At 59.5% G+C, this 17,823-nt stretch carries 16 protein-coding genes; 11 read left to right on the top strand and 5 right to left on the bottom strand.

Features of this window, described 5'->3' with window-relative positions; all coding sequences use genetic code 11:
- The first annotated feature begins 141 nt into the window (after positions 1-141).
- From VSX42_RS04545 to VSX42_RS04510, 8 genes are all read left to right on the top strand, one after another.
- A complete protein-coding gene (locus VSX42_RS04545; RefSeq protein WP_326503164.1) occupies positions 142-963 on the top strand; it encodes a hypothetical protein in 822 nt (273 codons plus the stop codon).
- Entirely contained in the window at positions 960-1,385 is a 426-nt protein-coding gene (locus VSX42_RS04540; RefSeq protein ID WP_326503163.1) for a hypothetical protein, read from the top strand. The genes VSX42_RS04545 and VSX42_RS04540 overlap by 4 nt, the downstream gene beginning before the upstream one ends.
- On the top strand, positions 1,382-1,696 hold the full coding sequence (locus tag VSX42_RS04535; RefSeq protein ID WP_326503162.1) for a hypothetical protein: 315 nt from the start codon (positions 1,382-1,384) through the stop codon (positions 1,694-1,696). The genes VSX42_RS04540 and VSX42_RS04535 overlap by 4 nt, the downstream gene beginning before the upstream one ends.
- A gap of 348 nt (positions 1,697-2,044) precedes the next feature.
- On the top strand, positions 2,045-2,602 hold the full coding sequence (locus VSX42_RS04530; protein ID WP_326503161.1) for a hypothetical protein: 558 nt from the start codon (positions 2,045-2,047) through the stop codon (positions 2,600-2,602).
- Positions 2,603-3,049: 447 nt separating this feature from the next.
- The gene (locus VSX42_RS04525) at positions 3,050-3,976 is read left to right on the top strand and encodes a MarR family winged helix-turn-helix transcriptional regulator (protein ID WP_326503160.1); all 927 of its coding nucleotides are present in this window, start codon (positions 3,050-3,052) and stop codon (positions 3,974-3,976) included.
- Between the two features lie 69 nt (positions 3,977-4,045).
- Positions 4,046-5,254: a hypothetical protein gene (locus VSX42_RS04520; protein ID WP_326503159.1), complete on the top strand. Its 1,209-nt coding sequence runs from the start codon at positions 4,046-4,048 to the stop codon at positions 5,252-5,254.
- Positions 5,255-6,793: 1,539 nt separating this feature from the next.
- Positions 6,794-7,732, top strand: coding sequence for a hypothetical protein (locus VSX42_RS04515; RefSeq protein ID WP_326503158.1), 939 nt, complete (start codon positions 6,794-6,796; stop codon positions 7,730-7,732).
- A 955-nt stretch (positions 7,733-8,687) separates the two neighbouring features.
- Positions 8,688-9,620 (top strand): serine hydrolase, encoded by a 933-nt coding sequence (locus tag VSX42_RS04510; protein ID WP_326503157.1) that lies wholly within the window; start codon positions 8,688-8,690, stop codon positions 9,618-9,620.
- On the opposite strand, the gene VSX42_RS10920 is transcribed toward VSX42_RS04510, so the two are convergent.
- A complete protein-coding gene (locus tag VSX42_RS10920; RefSeq protein WP_418950766.1) occupies positions 9,580-9,837 on the bottom strand; it encodes a hypothetical protein in 258 nt (85 codons plus the stop codon). The genes VSX42_RS04510 and VSX42_RS10920 overlap by 41 nt on opposite strands.
- A gap of 7 nt (positions 9,838-9,844) precedes the next feature.
- Entirely contained in the window at positions 9,845-10,153 is a 309-nt protein-coding gene (locus tag VSX42_RS04505) for a DNA-3-methyladenine glycosylase I (RefSeq protein WP_326503156.1), read from the bottom strand.
- Between the two features lie 277 nt (positions 10,154-10,430).
- Here VSX42_RS04505 and VSX42_RS04500 point away from each other — a divergent pair, with 277 nt between their 5' ends.
- Positions 10,431-11,000, top strand: a complete 570-nt coding sequence (locus tag VSX42_RS04500; RefSeq protein WP_326503155.1) for a single-stranded DNA-binding protein — start codon at positions 10,431-10,433, stop codon at positions 10,998-11,000.
- 93 nt (positions 11,001-11,093) lie between these two features.
- Positions 11,094-12,773, top strand: a complete 1,680-nt coding sequence (ettA, locus tag VSX42_RS04495; RefSeq protein ID WP_185174575.1) for an energy-dependent translational throttle protein EttA — start codon at positions 11,094-11,096, stop codon at positions 12,771-12,773.
- A gap of 127 nt (positions 12,774-12,900) precedes the next feature.
- On the opposite strand, the gene VSX42_RS04490 is transcribed toward ettA, so the two are convergent.
- On the bottom strand, positions 12,901-13,797 hold the full coding sequence (locus VSX42_RS04490) for an acyl-CoA thioesterase II (protein ID WP_326503154.1): 897 nt from the start codon (positions 13,795-13,797) through the stop codon (positions 12,901-12,903).
- A 116-nt stretch (positions 13,798-13,913) separates the two neighbouring features.
- Here VSX42_RS04490 and VSX42_RS04485 point away from each other — a divergent pair, with 116 nt between their 5' ends.
- Positions 13,914-14,606: a transcriptional regulator gene (locus VSX42_RS04485; RefSeq protein WP_326503153.1), complete on the top strand. Its 693-nt coding sequence runs from the start codon at positions 13,914-13,916 to the stop codon at positions 14,604-14,606.
- A 7-nt stretch (positions 14,607-14,613) separates the two neighbouring features.
- On the opposite strand, the gene VSX42_RS04480 is transcribed toward VSX42_RS04485, so the two are convergent.
- Both VSX42_RS04480 and pepN read right to left on the bottom strand, forming a co-directional pair.
- Entirely contained in the window at positions 14,614-15,075 is a 462-nt protein-coding gene (locus VSX42_RS04480) for a globin (protein ID WP_326503152.1), read from the bottom strand.
- Between the two features lie 56 nt (positions 15,076-15,131).
- Entirely contained in the window at positions 15,132-17,669 is a 2,538-nt protein-coding gene (gene pepN, locus VSX42_RS04475) for an aminopeptidase N (RefSeq protein WP_326503151.1), read from the bottom strand.
- Positions 17,670-17,823: the final 154 nt, after the last annotated feature.

The raw sequence follows: 17,823 nt of genomic DNA, 5'->3' as shown, positions 1-17,823 counted from the left end.
ACGGGTATCCGCTTTGTGGAACCCCTTTTCACTAGCACCCACCAGCCGGGGCAGAGACCCGCCCCCCCGCGAGCGCACCCCCCAAGGGCAAAAGGGCCCACCATCAACGATTTACGACAACCGATAGAAAGGCAGTGGCACATGTCAGCCACCATTACACCGATTCATCAGGCCCGCGAGAGGGCTATGTCAGTTCACCCGTCTATGGGTACAAGCAAGCCCGCGCCGTTCAGTTTGCAGACAGGCGGCGCGGGCTTGGATAAGACCCCTGATTTGGGGGCACAGCACAGGCTAGAGAGGTTCAAGCCAGTTGCTTCACTTAAGCCTACCACCGGCACAGGTTCAAGTGTTGAGGGCTCGTTTTCGGCCCTTGAGGGTGAGCTTGCAGCGGTTGAGAAAGACCTGCGGGCAGCCCAGTTTGACCAGATAACGGCCGCCCCGGGCTCTGTAGATGATGTAGAGGCGGCGGCCTTGGTGGGCTATCTGCGCTCGCGTCGTGGTCAGCTGCTGGCTGAGGTCAAGGCAGGGCGTGAGGCTCACAGGCAGCCGGTGGCCGGGTCTGTGCCTGTACCTGCTGCACCGGCCGCCGGTTCGGTTGGTTCTCAGGTGGCAGCTCATTTAGGGTGTGCCGTGACCCTGGCAGGGCAGGGGGCGGCCGCGAGTGTCTTGCAGGTTGCCGGTGTGGTTGCTGAGGCTGTGCGGGTGCCCTCGCCGGTATCGGTGGCGCGTCTGTGGGTTGCAGCGGCCGGGGCTAGCGGTGCTCAGGGGCAGGGGGCAGCGGCTCCTAGTGTTGGTTCACGGCGTCGGGGGCCGCGTCCGGTGCATGTCTCGCGGCCGGGGGTGCCGGTGCCGCGTCCGGTGCCGCGCCGTCATTCTGTGCGGTCTGTGCTGGCCCCGGTCAGTGCCCTGGCACCGTTCAAGCCCGCGCCCGCTACTGTTTTCGCCGGGGGTGAGGCGGCATGAGCTTTGCCCCTCTAGGTCAGATTCCGCCGCGTATTTTCTACACAGTAGCAGGGGCCCCGATTCTCTGCCCGCCGGGCTATAAGACCGACCATGACGCGGCAATATCGGCCACTTTTACCAGCTTCCCTCTTCACTTCATCGGGGCAGCACCGCTAGGGGACGAACCGCTAGCAGATTGCGAAACCATCGTACAGGCAGACACCGGGGCTATCAGCTACAGCCTCAACGTGTGCCTAGAAGAGGTGAGCCTTGAAGAGATACAAGAGGCCGCCGCTCAAGTGGTACAGGCCGCCGCATGGTGCGCCGCCCAGACAAAGGACGAGCGCACCCGCCGCGCCGCCCTGCAAGAGAACCTAGCGGCCGCCGGTCTACTGAAACCCACCACACAAACCACCACCGCCGATAAGGACACTCACCAATGATTACCCCACCGGAACTAAACCCCACCCTCACCGAACAGGCACAGCAGCAGCGCTACAAGCTCGTTGGGCCCGCCAATATCGCCCACTACTACAGCCACAAAAACGCCACAGCAGCCAAAAAAGCGGGCTATGAGCTTGTGCCTATGCTCTGCGGGCTACAACTAGCACCCAACGACTTTGAGGCCCGCCCTGCCCCTGCTGAGGGCCGCGCTCGCCTTGTCTGCGCCCATTGCTACCAGCTGGCCCAGTGGGACGGCCACGGGCCACTAACTCAAATCTTCCCCCTACCACCTTTAGAAGAGGCAGCATGAAACCACCGCCGGAACTGAACACCACACTGACCCGCCTAGCCCGCGAGCGCCGTCTGACCCTTGTAGGTAGTGCCAATATGGCCCATTACTACAGTCGAACGGCCGCCCGGGCAGCTAAAAAGGCTGGGAGCGGGTACACGCCTATGTTGTGCGGGTTAGAGCTGGCACCGCACCAGATGGAAGAACGCCCGCTACCAGAAGAGGGGTACAGTCGCCTGACCTGCGCCGTGTGCTTTGAGCAAGCACAGTGGCCCAGCAATAAGCCCAGCACCCTAATTTTCCCTGAGCTATCCGACCTTGAGACCGAATAGCTCACCCTTGAGAACAACAGATAAGGAAACAACCACCATGAACCTCATTGAACTAGACGAGGACATCGCCAACTTCCGAGCCATCGTTATTTATGGGGCGTTCGATACCAACAAGCTCAACAAGAGTGAACGCACCGCCCTAGAGACTCTGCAAGTAGCAGCCTCTCAGCTCCAAGCACTACATAGCTACACGGTGCTGCGTGTGGGCATCACTTTTGACAGCTCTTTACCGTTCCCGTTCACTATGCTGGACGCTACAGAAGAGGGAAGACCCGAAATTACCGTCACAAAGGGCCCTTGCAGCCGCCTTACTATCCCGCCTTTTATCTCTAGCCGCCTTTTAGCAGGCAGAGACCAGTACAAACACTATAAAGAAGATAACCTGAGCGAAGCGGTTTTCGTTGCCCGCGACATCTGGAAGTTCGTAGACCTCTTCCAGAAAGGGCTAGACACGCACGAACAGGACGCATCTTATTGGGTAGGCGATGTGCCCCTTGAATTGCTCGACGTGGCTTGCAAGGTCATTTACAACGTCAAGGCGACCCTGAAAACGATTGAGCCGCCCGCCGCGTCCATCAAGCAAGACGCCGCCTAAACAAGAGGACGGCCGCCCCTGCTGCTCTTCTAGCTGCGCTCGCCGCCGGTGAGCCCATCTGACAGCAAACGACAGGGGGGAGCGGGGCATAAGAGAACCGGGGCCAGTCACAAGCCTAACTGGTGTGTGACTGGCCCCGGGTCTGTTTCCAAGTAAATGCCCAGACGTGGCGGGGGCTCCAACACAGCACCCTGCCCCGTGCATTGCGTACCGGCCGGGGTCTTGAGGGAATGGCTAACCCGATAGACCCGCCCACCGGCCTCACCAGCCACCTTATTAGCCGATACACCCACCCGGGGCGACCGCTCCCGCCGCGAGCGCCCCACTAGGAAAAACACCCCCCTTTGCTGGCTATTGTTCAGTGCCGTTGCAGACAGGGCACCGCAGTAGTAGCCAGCCCAGGGGTGGCGGGATAGTCACAGACTCTAGAGAGGAAAACACCCCATTATGAATACCGTTATGAGCGCTCCTGGCGGCCGTGTGGTTCGAGTTCTTGAACCTGCTGAGAGCTGGCAGGGGTATGCGACGAAAGCCATTGTGTACGAGATTCTTCTAGCGATAGCTACCAGCGGGGCAGCCCATTTTAGTATTGCGGGCCTTGCTGAGGCTGTGGGGGCGACGTACTCCACTGTTCAGGCCGGGTTGCGGCGTCTGTGTGCCCGTGGGCTTGTCTCGCGGCGGTGGCTACCTGGGCAGCAGGATAAGGACGGTAGAGAGGTCTTTGCCTTGAGCGTGGCCTATCAAGTGGTGCATCTGACCCCTCATGTGCTGGCCCCTGATAGGCGGCCGGTTAGTGTCTATTGGTTCGCTGGTGAGCTTGAAGAGCCCGGGGCGGTGTATTCGGTGCCGGTGGATAGGCTGCGGCCGCATGTGGTGAGGGTGCTGGGCTTTGTGCGGGGTGTGGCTGGTGCTTCGGGTGCCTTGGCTACCTCTGCGCGTATCGTGGCGCGGGCTTGTTCTCTTACTCCCGGTATTGCAGCTCAAGCGCTGCGTGAGCTTGAGGCCAGTGGGCATGTGCGCCGCTTGATGGCCGACGGGGTGCCGACTGCCCCGGGGCTGGTGCTGTATCAGCTGGTAGGTTCTAGCGCTCCCTCTGCTGGCAGTGGCCGGGACGTCCGTAGCGGTCTAGCTGGTCAGCAGCCCGGGCAGCCTTTAGCGCGACGTCTTGCGGTAGTGCCTGAACAGGTGCCGGTAGCACCTACGGGGCGGGGGAGCGGGCAGCCTAGCGGCTCTCGCGCTCTCTCGCGTTGGCAGCGCTCCCAGATGGGTGCGGGGGCTCCCGGTGAGCTGCTGCGCCCGTATTCGGTGGTTTATGAGGCTCACCCCCTGCCAGTAGAAGCCGCGCCTGTGCCAGCGGTGGGGGTAGCGGCATGATTCGGCAACAGTGGCTAGGGGCCCGGTGTGGGGCCTGTGAGGTTCGAGAAAGGCTAGGGGGTAGTAGTCGTGAGTAGATATGAGGTGTGGGCAGCTACACGGGCCGCTGGTGTGAACGCGAGCGCCCGTGTCTTGCTGGCTCACTATATTGAGCATTCTTGGTTCGAGCGTGAGCATAAGCCTGTGAAGAACGACGCCCCGCGCGGGGTCTCGTATTGGTCACGTATGGCTATCTCTAAGGCTCTAGGCATGGGTGAAAAGACCATACGCCGGGGGAATGAAGCGTTATCAGAGGCCGGTTACATCACCATCAGCAGCCGCTACCGTGAGGGCGACCAGAAAGGCAGTGGCGGGCGTACCTCAAACGCCGTCAAGGTTCACCTAGATGTAGTCCTTGCCAACCAGATAGACGCCCCCGCGCTCGCCTCTGAGCCGGTGGCAGCGGGGGACGATATAGAGGGCGCAAGTTATCCACAACCCCCGGCCAAAATGACCACTAACCCCATGGTCAAAATGACCACTAACCCTACCCCTTACAGGCCAAATCGACCAGGGCCCCATGGTCAAAATGACCACTATCCCATGGTCAAAATGACCACCCATAAAGGTAGTAATAAGAAGTTAGTAAATAAGAAGTTAGAGGCGGGCGACGGCAACGAGCACACCACCACCGCCCCGGCTGTGGAAAACACCCAACAGGCCGAACACGTCACCGCCGCCGCTCAAATCATCACCGGCCTAGCTGCTGAACCAACCGGCCACCGCAACGCCGGGGACTTCACCCGCCTACAGCAGTCCATTACCGCGCTCTACGGCCCTACCGTCGCCGCCACCCTGACCCCCGACGCTATCCCAGCCTCAGCCGTCACCATCGGCAAAGCCCTCGAATGGCTCAAGACCATCAGCAAGACCGCGAGCGCCACCCCTGCCAGCGCTGGCACCCGCTCCACTGACACCCCGGACGTCCAGGGCCCGGTACCGGCGACGCCGCAAGAGGCAGCAGAAGCCACGCCAACCCCTACCAATGCCACCGAACCGCGACGCTCAGAGGCAAACACCAGCACCAGCGCCCAGCATTTGCCCCCACAGTCCCTAGAACCACCCTCTAGGCACCATGGGGCACCCGGGATAATTCCAACCCCGCACAAAGGCGCACAGCCCCTCACCCCCGGCAGCGGACAAACCACAAGCCCAGAGCCCGAATACGCCCACATACCCGGCCAACTCGACGTCCTAGAAACCCTGGCCCAACTCCAACCCACCCCCAAAGCCGCATAACCACAACTCACACCGGCGCTCGCCGCCACCAAAGACCAGAAAGGACACCCACACCATGCCCAGCCCTACCAGCCCCGGCACATGCCGCACCTGCCAGCGCTCCACAACCCTCACCGGCGACCCGCTGGCAGTATTCCAAAGCGGCAAACATCAAGGCCAATGCCGCACCTGCAAATGGGAGAGCAACACCTTTAAGCCAGCCACCACCGCCCACCCCTGCGAGCGCTGCAACCGAACCCATGACCGTTCAGGGCACACTCTCAGACTGCACCGAACCGGCAAATACAAAAACCTGTGCCTGAACTGCAAGAAGCAACTACAGACCGGCCTTTCACCGGAATACCTAGACCCCGGCCTCAGACGCTACCTAGCAGCCCGCCGCGCCCGCAAAGCCGGGCACCCCACCACAGGCAACCACCGCCACCTACGCCCCACACACCCCGGCCGCCCGGGACTGCCACGACGCCGCCCCATCACGGCATAAACCACGCACAAGAGCACCGGGCCCACTGGTACATGCAGACAGGCCAGCACCCCAAAGCCCACAAACACCCTGCCCACCCCACCACAAAAGCAAAAACGGGCAACGGGTAAGCACAAATAAGAGAGGAAACACCACCAATGCCAATGAGCAACACCACCGCCGCAATACAAGCCAGCAACCTAGAAACCTTTTTCAGAATCAAACGCCCAGACCTGCAACTAACCCAAACCACCATCGCCCAGCAGCTCCAAGCAATCACCACACCAAACCCCACCAGCAAAACCCCGCCCCGGCAACAGACGCCCTCACCATCTCCGCCGCATGGCTACTAGCAGACCACCTAGCCCGCCACCGCACCCCCTGGCACAGCTTCGACCAACTCCCACAGACCCTAGAACACCTCACCACCCAGCCCATAGCGCCACCGGCTGCGCTCGCCACCGCTGGCACTACTCAAGGTGACTCTCTAGAGGCTCAAGGGGGCAGCGCTGGCCCTTGCCCTGCTCACCCCTGGCAGCCGCTTGCCCGCTGCATTGCCTGTTACTCAGAGATAAAGGCAGGGCACCGGCGACCCGACGCCTACGGGGTCAAAACCAGCAGCACAGCCACCTAAGCCAGCCCGCCGACCTATCCCTAGGGGTGGCTTTAAGTCACCCCGGGGCAACCCCTACCGGCCCCCATCTATCACCGCTTCGCGTATGGGCCCTCTGACTGCGCCCGGGTTTTAGGTTTTTCCCCATGTCACAGCCCACCCCGCGAGAACATGCCCCATACCGCCCCTTAGCCCTTGTACCCTGTTCTATGAGTCCCTAGATAAGCACGGCCGCCACACAAGGCGCTGGCCGTCACACCAGACATAGCCGCTGCAACTTCTCTAGGGTCTCGCTCATAGAACCAAGACAAGGCGAATCCGTAAAACTAGACCACTTGAGGCCCCACCGCTGCAACCAACCCCTGCGCGGTGGGCATACCCCTACCCAACGGCTCAAGAGTTCATCTGCGCCACTGCCTACCGGGCGAACCGCCCACATATCCACATAGAAAGGTTCTATGAAATGACCGCAACAACCGCCCCTGCAACCTGCACCAATCGCGCCGGACGCCGACGCCGGGCAAAACTCACCACCACACCCACCGGCCTACGCCTCACCACACACCCCACCCACAAGGCCGCGAGCGCCACCAAAGACCACCAGCCAGCAGAGCAGCCAGCAGCCCGCCCCGTATTCACGCTAGACCCCCAACCCACCTTTGACCCCCTCACCCTAGAACAATGGGAACAACTAGCCCGAATACACCACACCGCCAACCACCACCACACCGGCGGCCTTATCCCTGCCAACATCACCCACCTAGCAGCCAGCCTCTACAACGACCCCACAGCCCTAGAACACTCCACACTTACAGCTGCGCTCGCCGCCGGGTATCTCAGGTACGCTCACGGCCGCACCATCAGCAAGGGCCCTCTAGCCGGTCAAGACGCCGCCTATATCCTCACCAACCCCGGCGGGCTCTACGGCTCACCAGAGCTTGAACAGAAGTACCCCGAATACTGGCGACTAACCGGCGCGTTTTTCCGTGACGAGTCAATAGCAGCCCTACCGGAACAGGTATGTATCAACGCTTTCAACCTGCATAGCTACGTCTCAAGTCACCTGCGCCTTACAGATGGGTTTCTCAGCAACGCCCACGCCCTAGCCCAGACAGAGCCCGGGGCCGGGTCAATCTTCGACGACCTCAAGTTCAACCTACTGATAGAGCACAAGGTCATAACCCCCACAGACGGCGGGTTTACCCTCAACTACTGGCCCATTATTGAAACCGCCCGTGATGTCTGCTTAGGCAAGCTCACCCCGCCGCGCCCCGATAAAACTGCCCTGCCCTACCTCGTAGAAGAGACCGCCCCGCTGCGCTTCACTCCCGGGGTAAGCCATACGCTACCGCTTGAGGCATTCGGCTGGTCACTCTCTGACCTCACCGGCACCACCGCCTAACCGCACAAGCCCCCACCTCTGCGCGAGACTAAGGGCAGCACAGGCACCACAGGGCAACAGGCGGCCGCGAGCGCTAACACCAGCAGCTCGCGGCCGTCATTCTCTATATACAGAGCCCCGCCGAACCTCGCCTATCGAACCACCCAAAGGGTATGAGAAAGTTCGCACCCCCCCCTAAGCCAACTCCCCACCAATGAAAGGGGACGCATTCAACGCGTACCCTTTACCCCCGGGTGCCCCCCCCTCTACAGAGACCTGACCCCTTTCGGGTATAGTCATTTCCCCTCACGGCCTCTAGTAAGCATTCCCAATTACCAGCACCAGCCCATAGAGCCACCGGCTGCGCTCGCCACCAGCCAGCCGTCCAGATACATCAAGGCCCCGGCGTCGTATCACTACGGGCCGGGGCATCGACTGCCTGAATATCACTCACGCGGGCTCTGAGTACCCACGCCACCAGAATAAGCACACCAGCACCCGCACCGCACGCGAGCTAACGCTACAGAAAGAGCCCTTACGCACCCCCTTAAAACGGGCTCCCGCTACCGCTGCACCACCCCTCAGACGGGGCACCCCGAACAGCTCTCAAAGCCCACCAAACAGCCAGCAAAATTTCCGCAACATTTCCGCAACATCTTGCCGGTAAACAGGGGTATTTGTAGGGTAGCCTAACCATCAAAACACCTAGTCACAGATAAATAAGCCCAGGTAGAAAAATATGGGATAAGGTTTCGACTCCCTCCTGGGGCGCTAGTATAACACCCGCCCCACAAGCATAAACGCAGATGCTTGTGGGGCGGGTGATGCTTTTTAGCAAAGATTTGACCCCCAATCCGACCCCAATAAGTGAAAAACGCAACTTTAAAACATTATTAGTGATGGTTGTAAAAGCCACAGGCAGCGTATGTGGTTTACACACAGGAAAATCAAATACTTTCGGAATACACTAGAGGGCATGTCTACAGCCAACCTGCCTGAAACGCTCAGCGGCGCACCCGCGTCCGCCCCCGTCCTGCCCCGCCGAACCATACTGGCAGGGACCGGGCTCACCCTAGCCCTGAGCACTCTACTTGTTGCCTGTGGCCCCGCTGAAGAGCGAATCCAGCTCACCGCCACTGGTGATGAACACACCAACGAGGCCCATGACGTAGACATCAACCAGGCACTTGACCAGCTCGAAGCAGACTACGGCATTACCCTCAGCCTTGCCGTCTATAACCACACCACCGGTAAGCTCTTCCTGCATAAGGGAGATCAGTGGGCTTATGAAGCATCTATTGTCAAAGTCCCTATTTCTCTCACCCTGCTCAGGCTGGCTGCCTTCGAACAACGGGAACTGACCGACGACGAAAAAGCTCTTGTCGAAGCGTCCATTACCTACTCCGATAACAACGCAACCATTGAGATTTACCGTAGGTTTGGGGCTGATGACGGACAATCTGAGGCCAGCGCTGAATCCCTCAACAAGACCTATGAGTTGCTGGGTGTAACGGAGACCCAATCTGCGGGAACCTGGGGCGATAACCAAACCTGGGCCGAGGACCAGGTGCGCATCATGCGTGCCATCGTCGATACTGTTGAGTGGGTCAATGCTACCGACGCGCAGTTCCTTCTCGAAAAAATGGTTCCGCTCGACTGGTCACAAACCTGGGGCGTGGGCTCCCAATACGGGCAGACCGTACTGGGGGAACCTGTCACCGACGTATCGGTTAAAAATGGCTGGATCCAGGAAGACACTGGCGAATGGCATATCAGCTCTGTCGGCGTTGTTAGAACCGAAAGTACTACCTACTCCATTGCCCTGTTGAGCAAGGGGTTCGAGGACCAGCAGGTAGGGTACGAGGTAGCTAGTCAGGCAGTGCAAGCCTACTTTGACCACGCCGGCTAAGCGGGTGTGTTCCTAAACGGATATAGCCGGCAGCCTGAGCCACCGCGCATACAACCACCGGCCCTAAACGTTGAAACCCAAGAGCCCGTAACTCGCGAGCCAGGGTATCGGTTTCAGCGGTGGTTCGGGGGAGTGCTTCGGTGCACGGGCACAGTAATTCCTCTGGAAATGCCTCAGCAAAGAGATCTGCTAGATTTACCCGAGACTCTTTCAACACTCTCGCATTATTGATGCAGGCCCGAAGTTTTAGACTGGTTTCTAATGCCGATATCGCTTTCAAGGTAACCAGCGATATCGACTTCAGCCATGGCAGCCAAACGATCGGGTTGAAAATTGTGTAAGGCCCGGTTCAGCTCCTCCCGTTTTGCTAAAACTGTCGACCACCACAGGCCGCTTTGGAACACCAGTAGGCAGAGGTGCTCGAAAAGGGCCTCGCTTGTACGTGGCACATTCTGCCATTCCTGTTCAAAGTAGGTGCGGGTACGGTCATTCCGTACCCAGGCAGGCTCATCGGGAACACGTGTATCGGTCACTGTGCTGTCTCCTTTGTACTGGTAGATGCGGACGCCTGCCCCGGTGCCTTAGCGGGCAGGTGATATGAGCCTAGAGGGGGAGCGCAGTCGTGCAACAGGGGTGTGAACAAAATCTGTCATGAAAGCTCTTGCCCGCGTCACAGCTTCACCAATTTTCTGCCCTTTCCCGTGCAATAGCAGCACATACGTTATCCACAGCCACCATTTTTCTGGCTCATAGGCCTCTGCTGATGTAACCCTTGAGACACCCGGTCCACCCACAACTCAAGGAGGAGTCATGACCGACACCGTCACTATCCGAGGCTTTATCGCAACGGCACCCACCCAAAAATTTCTGCCCAACGGCAATATCCCGGTAACGAACTTCCGTATTGCCTCCACACCCCGCTGGTTTGATGCCACCAGCGGTACCTGGAAAGAAGGCACAACCAACTGGTACACCGTCAACTCCTTTAGAGCTCTGGCGTATAACAGCGCCCGGAGCCTACAGGTAGGGCACCCGGTGCTGGTTACCGGACGCCTGCGCGTCAAACAGTTTGAACGGTCGGACGGCTCACCCGGCACCAGTATCGAAGTAGACGCCACCAGCATTGGGCACGACCTCAACTACGGGCTAGCCAATTTTGCCCGTGTCACTGACCGAAAACCGGATGTCGATGAAACCGATCGCAAGTTCAACGAACAGGTAGCCGGAGAACAGAAACTCAACCACGGCTATAGCTCTCTACCAGCTGTTGAAGAAGACCCCCAAGGCAGCCATTCTCCCGAAAACGGCTATCAGGTTTCTGACCAGGGGCTCACTGAGAAGGCAGCAGACGACGAGGCTGTGGAGGCTCTGACCAGCTAAAGGGCGGGGCAGGGCAAACTCACACCAAGATTCTTGGCAGATGCCCTGCCCTAAACCCCCAACAGCTTGACATCAACCGGTAGGCTTAAACGCATGGCAGAATTTATCTACACCATGACCAAAGCCCGCAAAACTGTAGGCGACAAAGTCATCCTTAACGACGTATCAATGTCGTTCTTCCCCGGTGCAAAAATCGGTATGGTCGGCCCCAACGGTGCCGGTAAGTCAACCATCCTGAAAATCATGGCGGGTCTCGATACCCCCTCCAACGGTGAAGCACGACTTTCAGAAGGCTACACCGTGGGCATTCTCATGCAGGAGCCCCCGCTGAACGAAGAAAAGACCGTCCTGGGTAACGTCCAGGAAGGCGTCGGCGAAATCTACGAAAAGATTGTTCGCTACAACGAAATCTCAGAAGAGATGGCCAACCCCGATGCTGACTTCGACGCGCTCATGGAAGAAATGGGCAAGCTGCAGGAAGCCATCGACGCTGCCAACGCCTGGGACATCGACTCCCAGCTGGAACAGGCTATGGACGCCCTGCGCTGCCCTCCCGGAGACTCACCTGTTACCCACCTCTCCGGTGGTGAACGCCGCCGCGTAGCTCTCTGCAAGCTCCTGCTCCAGAAGCCCGACCTGCTACTGCTCGACGAGCCCACCAACCACCTGGATGCCGAATCCGTCCTTTGGCTGGAACAGCACCTGCAGTCCTACGAGGGCGCAGTAATCGCCATTACCCACGACCGTTACTTCCTCGATCACGTTGCAGAATGGATCGCAGAAGTAGACCGCGGTAACCTCTACCCCTACGAGGGCAACTACTCCACTTACCTGGACAAGAAGCGCGCTCGCCTTGAAGTTCAGGGTAAGAAGGACGCCAAGCTCGCTAAGCGCCTGGAAGAAGAACTTGAGTGGGTTCGCTCCAACACCAAGGGCCGTCAGGCTAAGTCGAAGGCCCGTCTGGCCCGCTACGAAGAGATGGCTGCAGAGGCTGAGAAGACCCGCAAGCTAGATTTCGAAGAAATCCAGATTCCCCCGGGACCCCGCCTGGGTAACGTCGTCATCGAAGCAGAAAACCTGCAGAAGGGCTTCGACGGCCGCTCCCTCATCAACGGTCTTTCCTTCTCCCTGCCCCGTAACGGCATCGTCGGCGTCATCGGCCCCAACGGTGTGGGTAAGTCAACCCTCTTCAAGACCATCGTTGGCCTTGAACCCCTCGACGGCGGCAACCTGAAGATCGGTGAAACCGTTAAGATTTCATACGTTGACCAGAACCGCGCCAACATCGACCCCGAAAAGTCGCTGTGGGAGGTTGTCTCAGACGGCCTGGATTACATCCAGGTAGGCCAGGTAGAAATGCCCTCACGCGCCTACGTCTCAGCTTTCGGCTTCAAGGGCCCCGACCAGCAGAAGAAGGCAGGTGTGCTCTCCGGTGGTGAGCGCAACCGCCTCAATCTAGCCCTGACCCTCAAGCAGGGCGGCAACCTGCTGCTGCTCGACGAACCCACCAACGACCTGGACGTCGAAACCCTCACCTCCCTCGAAAATGCCCTGCTGGAATTCCCCGGCTGTGCCGTCGTGGTCTCCCACGACCGCTGGTTCCTCGACAGAGTAGCAACCCACATCCTGGCTTGGGAAGGCACCGACGAACAGCCCGACAACTGGTACTGGTTCGAGGGTAACTTCGAGTCCTACGAGAAGAACAAGATTGAGCGTCTTGGCCCCGAGGCTGCGAAGCCGCACCGCGTCGTTCACCGCAAGTTGACGCGATGAGCTAGCCGGGTGCGAGCGCGCGAGCACGCACGAGGCGAGCGAATGTGAACATATGAGCGGAGCGAATTCGATGAGCTAGCAAAGATCCCTCCCACCTTCACCGGCGGGAGGGATTTTCTTTACCTGTTTACTGATCGCGGTACTCTGGCAACCTAATCATGGCTTCTTGGGTTACGGTGGCTACGTGCAGGCCGTCGCAGGTGAAGACCTTACCCACAGAGAGGCCGCGGGAGTCCTGGGCGCTGGGGGACTCCTGCACCAGGAGCAACCACTCATCGGCGCGGGCAGGGCGGTGGAACCATATCGCGTGATCCAGCGAGGCCACCTTCATACCGAGTTCAAGCCAGGTCTTGCCGTGCCGCCGTAGAACCGGTTCAAGCTGGGTATAGTCCGATGCATAGGCCAGGGCGGCCTGATGCAGGGCAGGATCATCGGGCAAAGCCTCGAAGGTTTTGAACCAGACCATATTTACCGGCTGCCTCTCTTCCCCGGGAGTGGTGTACAGCGGGGAAATCACATGCCGGACGTCGAAGGGGCGGGAGAAGGCAACTTTCTGGGCAATGGGGACCTGTAGATGCCCCAGCAGGTCCGCTGCGGTGGGCAGACCCTCGGGCGCGGGAACGTCCTGCGGCATACTGGCGCCGTGGTCTGGCCCTGGGGCAGGCACCTGGAAGGAAGCAATACATGAAAAGATTGGTTGCCCGCCCTGGTAGGCCTGTACCCTGCGGGTGGAAAACGACCTGGCGTCGTTGAGGGCTTCTGCCCCGTAGGAGAGATCGCCTTCTACGTCACCGGGGCGCAGAAAATAGCCGTGCAGGGAGTGCAGGGTTTTACCGTCGACCGTATGGGCAGCAGCCATAACAGCCTGGGCGAGCACCTGCCCGCCGAAAATGCGCGGGGATTCCTTGGTGAGGGTCAGGGCGCTAAAGACATGCTCGTGGGCGGACGCTCCACCGGGGGTGAGCTTGAGCATGGCCAGTAATTTTTGGGTAGGGGAGAGACTATCTAGGGTTTCGTGACTCATAGTTACACTCTCTCACAGGTAGCCCCATTTTTCTTATCCCCCTGGAGGCGCAACTGAGTTTCTGCGATAGGGTGGTGGATGACTAGACCGCATAAACTCGTTTGAAAGCTAGTGATATGACCGAGATAAAACTCTCTGACTACACCGACTACGTTTACCTGCCTGACGCTACAACTGCGCGTGACCTGGCGACCTATCTGACTCGTGCCCGTTCTGTTGACCCCCAGGCTGCCGTCCGCCTGCAGGCTAACGGTGAGGTGCTGGGGGTGTCGGTGTGTGTGCTTGCACCTGAAACTCTGCTCGATTCGACTCCCACGGTGATTGGTCTGCGCGCTATCAAACTGGCCCAGCCTGCTGAGGTTGATCTTACGGTTGAAGCGTCGGCTCTTCTTGATCGGCTTGCCCGTATTGAAGAGGCCGGTCTGGCCCTGGCCCTGCCGCCGGTTACCGTGACCGCCCCTTGGGCCGGGCGTACCGCTCCGCGCAGCGACTGGGAGAAGAAAGGGTTTTACCTCTCTGACCATGCCCGGGCAGCGGCCCAGGAAGGTATTGCTGCGGTAGACGGGGCCTTGCCCGCTAACCCGGGGCATGCGGTGGTGGCAACCGTCCGCTCCCGTATCTGGTCTTCACCCCTGCAGGCCCCCGATACGACAGTGAGCCTACCCACCGGGGCTGCTTTTGCCCTTGAGGTACTCGGGTTCCTGCCGCCGCGGGCTACTGAACCCATGCCCGTTTTCGCCAGCGGACGCTGGTCCCGCATCTCGGCCCGGGCTGGGCACGTACTGGTTTACTCGGCTGCCTCAGCCTAAAACTGAGCTACTGGGCCCGGTTCTGCATGGCGTGGGCTGCCCGGTCAAAGTAGGCCCACATTTCGGCGTCGTGCAGGGGAGCTAGTTCTAGGGTGTCCATGGCCTCCCGCATGTACTTCAGCCAGGTGTCCCGCTCCTTGGGGCCGATGTAGAAGGGGTTGTGGCGCATGCGCAGACGCGGGTGGCCGCGCTCTGCCTGGTAGGTCTTGGGCCCGCCCCAGTACTGCTCCAAGAACATAAAGAGCCGACGCTCTGCCGGCCCCAGGTCTTCCTCGGGGTACATGGCACGAAATTCCGGGTCAGCTGCCACACGGGAGTAGAACTCGCGGCAGAGCTTCTCAAAAACCGGTCGCCCGCCCACCTGGTAGTAGAAAGAGCGCTCATCGACCGCTTCGGTCGCGGGTGAGATCTGGACGCTGGCCTCGCCGGGCGCAGATAAGGGGCGGAAGGCTGGGTTGGGTAAATTCATACCCACCAGTCTACTCCCGCCCCCTTATCGTCAGCAGTTACCTCACGGCCCAGAACCTAGCGGTCTGCAGCCTGAACTTTCAGCGCGCGAGCCAGGGAGTCGCGTCCTTCTGCTACCTGACGCTTGAGGGCCGCGGCGTCCTCAGACAGGGTAGCGAGGTAGGCCTCAGCCTTGTCCAAGACCTCCTGAGTGTAGAAGAGGGGGAAGAGCCCACTGATAATCTGGCTTGAAATCTCGTGGGAGCGCTCGCGCCAGACCCCCTCAATAGCCTCGAAGTAGCGGTCGATGTAGGGCTCTGAGAACTCGGGGGCACCGCGATAGAAGCCGAGAATAGCGGAGCGCTGCACGATGTTGGAGAGCTCGCCGGTCTCCACCACGGCCCGCCAGGTCTCAGCCTTGGCCTCAGCGGTGGGGATAGCAGCTTTAGCGGTAGCAGCTGCCTGCTGGCCGTTAGAGGTGTTGTCCTTAGCCAGGGCAGCGTCAATCTCTGCTGCGCTGACGCGTCCGCCCGCGGCCAGAGATCCCAGCAGGGTCCAGCGCAGGTCGGTATCAATCTCCAGACCCTCCAGAACGGTAGTACCATCGAGCAGGGCAGCTACAGCATCGAGCTGGTCTGCCGTGTGGGCCAGACGGGCGAAGGTACCGACCAACTGGAACTGATTATCAGAACCGGCCTCAGCAGCCTGAGCCAGCTGCCAAATACGGTCAGCTGCCTCAGCCCGAACAGCCTCAGCGTGAGCGGGGTTAAGGTAAGCCCGCAGGGTATTCTCAAGGTTGAGAAGCTGGGTGCGGACGGCGGTGGAGTTAGTCTCTGACCCGATATTCCCCAGAACCAGCTCAACAAACTGACGGGCAGGCATTTCGGCATCACGTACGGTGTCCCAGAGGGAACCCCAGACCACACCGCGGGCAACGGAGGAGTCAATGGCACCCAGGTGGGTTACAGCGGTGGCGCGAGACCGCTCATCGAGGCGAATCTTGGCATAGGCCAAATCTTCGTCGTTCACCAGAATCAAATCGGGGCGCTTGGCACCAACAGCCAGGGGCACCTCGGTAACCTCGCCATCCACATCGATTTCTAGGCGGTCGGTGCGGGTGAGCACCTCACCGTCAAGGTTGTAGAAGCCAATGACCAGGCGGTGGGGGCGCAGGGTCTCAAAGCCCTCAGCGTAGGTCTGGCGCAGGGCCAGGCGGGTAATAGTGCCGTCCTCTGCCTCTTCGACCTCGGTAGCCAGGGTATTGACCCCTGCGGTCTCCAGCCAGAGCTTAGACCAGGCGCGCACGTCGCGTCCGCTGGTCGCCTCCAGCTCATCGAGCAGGTCATCGAGTACCGTGTTGCCGTAGGCATGCTTCTCGAAGTAGACCTTGAGGGCGGCCATAAAGTTATCCTGCCCCACCCAGGCCACCAGCTGACGCAGCACAGAGGCGCCCTTAGCGTAGGTGATGCCATCGAAGTTGACCTGCACGTCCTGCAGGTCACGAATCGGGGCAACAATGGGGTGGGTAGATGAGAGCTGATCCTGGTTGTAGGCCCAGGTCTTCTCTGAGGCCGAGAACGTAGCCCAGGCTTCAGGCGCAAAACGGGTGTTCTCAGCAGCGGCCAGAGTCGACATAAACTCAGCAAAAGACTCGTTGAGCCACAGATCGTTCCACCACTTCATGGTAACCAGGTCGCCAAACCACATGTGGGCCAGCTCGTGCAAAATGGTGATAGCGCGGCGCTCGACAATCGCCTCGGTCACCTTAGAGCGGAAAATGTAGTTCTCCAAGAAGGTCACAGCACCGGCATTCTCCATAGCACCGGCGTTAAACTCGGGCACAAACAGCTGGTCGTACTTCTCAAAGGGGTAGGGGGTTGAGAACTGCTCTTCAAAGAACTCAAAACCTTGGCGGGTGATGTGGAAGACCTCATCGGCATCCAGGTACTCCATCAAGGACTGGCGGGCGTAGCAGCCCAGCTTCACCTCGCGGCCCTCGCTGTTAGTGAGTGAGGAGTGCACGCTAGCGTAGGGGCCAGCAATAATCGCGGTGATGTAGGACGAGATACGCGGGGTAGGCGCAAAAGCCCACTTCTTGCCGTCCGCTACCTCTTCAACAGAAGTCTCAGGCTGATTAGACACCACTACCCAGTGGGCAGGGGCAGTCACAATAAATTCAAACTCAGCCTTCAAATCAGGCTGCTCAAAAACCGGGTAAACACGGCGGGAATCAGGCACCTCAAACTGCGAGTAGAGGTAAACTTCGCCGTCCACCGGGTCCACAAAGCGGTGCAAACCCTCACCGGTATTGGTGTAGAGCATATCGGCGTCAATTACCAGCTTATTGCTCTCAGCCAGCGCCGGCAGGGCAATACGCACACCGTCAGCAGCGGTCACCGGCACCGACTCACCATTGAGCTCAATACTGTGCACCGTATCGGTAATCGCATCGATAAAGGTTTCGCTCCCGGCAACCGCATCAAAACGCACCACCGTACGAGAACCAAAGACCCGCTCACCGCGCGTTAGATCAAGTTCAACCGTGTACGAATGCACACGCTGAACCACAGATGCTCTCTTCTCAGCTTCGGCACGGGTCAAATTCATTCCAGGCATGAGGAATCCTTGTCAATCAAATCTGAAGTTAGAGGCCTGCCCATCTGCAAACCACAGAAAACAAGCCACAGGGGAGCTGCACGTGACCTACAATCGTATATAGACACACCGCAGCACATACGCTTCCAATTCTATGCGCTTGGCAGTGATTCAC

This window comes from Rothia nasimurium, assembly GCF_035916755.1.
In the GTDB taxonomy this organism is placed as follows: domain Bacteria; phylum Actinomycetota; class Actinomycetes; order Actinomycetales; family Micrococcaceae; genus Rothia.
The sequence above is the reverse complement of the archived record's forward strand: the minus strand, read 5'-3'. Positions and strand labels throughout refer to the sequence as shown.